General features: G+C 31.9%; 2 protein-coding genes. Both read left to right on the top strand.

Annotated features, from left to right (window positions below):
• Window positions 1-999 precede the first annotated feature (999 nt).
• Window positions 1,000-1,446: a hypothetical protein gene (locus tag ERK18_RS09225; protein ID WP_187155200.1), complete on the top strand. Its 447-nt coding sequence runs from the start codon at window positions 1,000-1,002 to the stop codon at window positions 1,444-1,446.
• 1,012 nt (window positions 1,447-2,458) lie between these two features.
• On the top strand, window positions 2,459-3,001 hold the full coding sequence (locus tag ERK18_RS09220) for a hypothetical protein (protein WP_187155199.1): 543 nt from the start codon (window positions 2,459-2,461) through the stop codon (window positions 2,999-3,001).
• Window positions 3,002-4,387: the final 1,386 nt, after the last annotated feature.

The following is a 4,387-nucleotide window of genomic DNA, read 5'->3' as shown; positions in this document are numbered from 1 at the left end:
ACGGTCCAACTTTAGTTGGAATCGCCAGTGGCGATGTTCTGAAATGCCTATGCGGCAAGGTTAATACGGGTAAAGCACTTTATCCAAAAATAGACTTAATATTAGTCTCTAATACCACCTAAAAATGATGATTTTACCACCTTGTACCACCTAAAAGTGTAGAAAATACCACCACTTTACAAGCCAATTATTTTTATTTTTTAAGGAAAACAAAAGCATGAAATCAAAAAAATTGTAGAAATACATGTTGTTTTTTCTGAAGAAACGAGTATTAAATTACGGCAACTTGCAAAGCAAAATGGAACTAATACCTGACTAAAGAGGGAATGTTTAATAATCCAGTCAATAATGTATTCTTGCGAGAATTCAAGACACAAACAACTTCCGCTATTGGTGGTGATTTCTGGACGTTCGATTTACGAATTTCCGCCAGTACCAAGGCTTGAAGACACTGTTTGCTGATTTGGAAATTTAAAAATCAGGTTTCTATAATATTAAGGTTAATAAAATAGAAGTTATCTACGAAAGTAATATTGATAGTTACCTAGTTCAAAACTACAGGTAATGCGATCGTTGTATTGAAATTTATGGGCAAACATACTTAAGCCCCTAAAAATTGCGTGTAGGGGCTTATATGGACATATAAGCAATTATAATTTTGACTAAAACTAAAGCTAGAATGTAATATATATTGAAATTGGATATTAAAAAATTCAAATATACCAATTGGTCTAATTGTGAAATTTCTTAGAAATGAAAAAAGGAAAGGCTGTTAAATCAGTCTTTCCTTTTGCTATACGGCTTCAAATTCACAAACATTTTTTTGCTGCAGTTTGAAGGCTTGTAGCACTAGGTTTCGTAGCAACTTCGCTTAATGTACATTATGTTAAGTTAAATTGGTATATTTATATCAAAAATATATTGTAAAAGTATATAATAATAGTTTATAATGTTGAAAAGTAATTAATTTTTAAGGAGATTTAAAATATAAATATAAAAATGAAGAAACTACGAAAATTTATTTTAGGGCTACTAGCAACCATAATTTTTGCAGGCCCAGTGAGTGAGATTATTGGCAGTGTGAACGTTACTAAAGTCTATGCTGCTAAAGCTAAGAGAATCACCTGGAGTCGATACTATCATAGGCATGATAGCTATACTTGTTATAAAATCAAACAAAGGATGTCACCAAAAGAAGTTAAACAAATTGCAAATAATTCAAAAGGTATTAAAAATGTAACAGATATAGCTGGAATATTAGGAGGAGCGTATAAAGGTTGGGTAGGTGGGCTTATTGGACTATATGGCTGGAATGCGTCTAACCAGTTAGCCCCCTTTAGAGCAGCTGCTAAAAAGGGTAAAGGATTACAATATAGCTATATTAATCATAGTAGTAATATTACAACAGATTCTTATAATACAAATGAAAAATTTAAGCAAATTTAGGGTAGTATTATAAAGAATATAATTAACAATTTTAGTTATTACAGTACACTTAAAATTTTTTACTCTTGATAAAAGCAAGAATGCGATAAAGCCCGATATAGCAGCATTTATTGAATGTATTAAAACTCCAATTTTAACGAAAGCAGGTCTGAAAAAGTAACAAAAATTGATTTTTGTTATGGGGGTATATATTTAATTGCTGCTTTTTTTAATTAATTAAAAGAATTATGTTTCACGAAATAAAAATTAAGCTTATAATGGTTTTAACAATTAAATAAACATGAAAAAAGCTCAATTCAGGAAGGCAATCCCGAATTAAGCTTATACGTTGACTACAAACTGCACTTGTAGCTTCACGCTTTTCCAATCAATTGATTACTGAATTATCAGTAACTAAATTGTATAAAGTTTTTGAAAATTAATCAAGTGGAACCGACAGAAGTTTGTATGTCCGTTCCATTTTTTAATGCACTTTTTTAATGGTTTAGCAAAAAATAAAAGTAGGTATTCGCACCGCTGCAAACTAGCGAACGCATGCAGGTAAGTAAGGGGCTTACCGGGAGTGTCAAATGGTGACTACAACCAACGCAACCGATCAATAGATAAAGCGTAAAAGGTAGGGGTGGTCATACACCCGTATGTAACTGACAGCCAGTAGGAACAGCTATATGCGGGGCATCACATTCCTTATGTATAGATGACTTATATAAGGTTGCCGGGCTGTATAGGCGTAATATGTGCCTTCTCAACGAAGGAAACGACGACGGACGAAGTGACGGCGACGGAAAGCTTGTCTAAAGTTGTTTTTTATTTTTACGCTCTGCCAAAGGGCGTAAACTCCTCTAAACTCGCTCTGGCTCAAAAAAGCTTGTTCCCATTTGCTGCTTCTTTCAAGTTTTTTCTCGTATAAAGTTATAAAATTTTAGTTTATTATTTAAAGTAAAGAGAATTCGATTATATTTGATTTAATTCGAAGTTTATTCATTCGAATATTTTTGGAGCGTATTGTGTTATGAGTAAAACAGTTAAAGAGATTGCTTTAGCTTTAAATAGAAATAAAAGAGAATTAGTAAGAGAAAAACAGAGAGTACGTGATGAAATAAAAAGGCAGAATATTGAGACAAAGAAGGTTAAGAACAGGTTCGTTGTTTCTGATATTGACGCTAATAAAATCATTGAAGTTTTAAAGAAGAAAAATGAAGATAATTCGAATAGAAATCAAGAATTTGATGATTTGAATGAATTAGTAAAAAAATGGAGGGATCAGTCCGATCTGCTTAAAAAAGAAAATGAAAGATTGAATGAAGAAAATCGAAGATTAAATTCAAAAATAGAAAAATATGCAGACGACTTCAAAGAACTCAATGATAAACAGTTGCAACTCAATAATCAGCAACAGCAGTTGCAAGCACGAATTATAGAACAGGCAAAAGAACTCAAAAATTCTCAAGAGAAGTTAATAGAGGCAACTCAAAATAGTTTGAAACTAGAGAAAAAAGTTGAGAAGGTTACAAAAGCTTCATTATGGCAAAGAATCACGAAACATTTTGATTAAATGTAATGTTTTATCAGAAAATTAACAAAAGTGGCCGTTTGCTTTGCAAGCCTATTCTTAACGCTACAGCCGGCTATGCCGTCTTCCGTTTCGTTTCGAATAGTCAAGCTTTACAAACGGCCACTTTTGTATCTACGGAGTAAAATAAAACACATAGAAAATGAGCGAAAAAGTTACAATATTTTCGCTCATTTCTAGATATAAAAAAAAATCTGTGCTATTATAACAATGTAGATACATTATTTTGGTTCAATAGTCGGAACTAAGTCATGTGGATTTCTTTTTGTTAAAGCGTTGTGTTCCGAGGTATCTGCTATATACCTCCATGACCAACGCTAATATAACAAGTCGGCTAATTTGGTTACCTCATATTGATTAAAAAATTATAGAACAGCGTATTGCTGTTAGGTGCATACTTTGCACCTTTTTTTATTATACCATATTTTTGTTATAATTTGTGGTAACCCTTACAACTTAATAATTAATTAATTATTGTTTATAAAATAAGACCAGTTAAAAATTAACTTGAAAGAAAGCCTTCGTGGCCTTTTGCTTTGCTTTAAATAGCCAAACTTTACAAACGAGCACTTTTGTATCTACGAAATAAAATAAAAGAATAAAAAACGAGTGAAAATATTGTTATATTTTCACTCGTTCTGGCAAATTCAAAAAATCTGTGTTATCATTACGTTGAATCGAGACTGATTCAAAACGTGATTATAACTGGATTTAGCGACCATGCAGATTTTTTTATGCGTTTAATCCGGGGCATGCTGGCACATGTCTCCATGGTCTACGCATTTAAAAAAAGCTTTCGGTGGTAATCACCTCTTAGACGTAGTACCATACGTCTTTTTTTATTATATCACGTTGATTACTTGTTTTTCTGCAACTCTCAATGGATTTTGGGAAAAAAAACATATAGAATATAACAAGTCTATCTAAGAGTTAGTTAGACGGGAAAAAAAAAAAACGTATAGAATATGATTAAACCCATCTAAGAATTAACTTGAAGGGAAGCTTTAAGTTAATTCTTAGATGGGTTTTTATGTTATTTTGATAATTTGACCTGGAACAACTAAATCTTTGTATTGGGCATTGTTTATTTTAAGTAATTCAGGTAGCCATATGTTATGCCTAGTTGCCACTGTAACCCACGTATCGCCGGGTCTGGCTATGTATTCATTATCTAGTGACAATTGGTAGCTTTTGTTCCATTGACGATAGTTTTCCTAAACCAGCTGAAAATTCTAAAGTGTTGAAGTCTAAATTACATTGGTGGCAAAAAATTGGAAAAACCAAGTCATAAGTTCAACTTTTTTGCAGTAATTTTTAAGAAATAGTATGCAGTAACTTAATAATATCGACAAAATAGCTTGTAATTAC

The organism is Lactobacillus kimbladii, from assembly GCF_014323605.1.
In the GTDB taxonomy this organism is placed as follows: Bacteria; Bacillota; Bacilli; order Lactobacillales; family Lactobacillaceae; genus Lactobacillus; species Lactobacillus kimbladii_B.
The sequence above is the reverse complement of the archived record's forward strand: the minus strand, read 5'-3'. Positions and strand labels throughout refer to the sequence as shown.

What these genes read in the sequence shown, in the direction of transcription:
- ERK18_RS09225 (WP_187155200.1), top strand. Translation starts at nt 1,000, where the DNA reads ATGAAGAAACTACGAAAATTTATTTTAGGGCTACTAGCAACCATAATT.
- ERK18_RS09220 (WP_187155199.1), top strand. Translation starts at nt 2,459, where the DNA reads ATGAGTAAAACAGTTAAAGAGATTGCTTTAGCTTTAAATAGAAATAAA.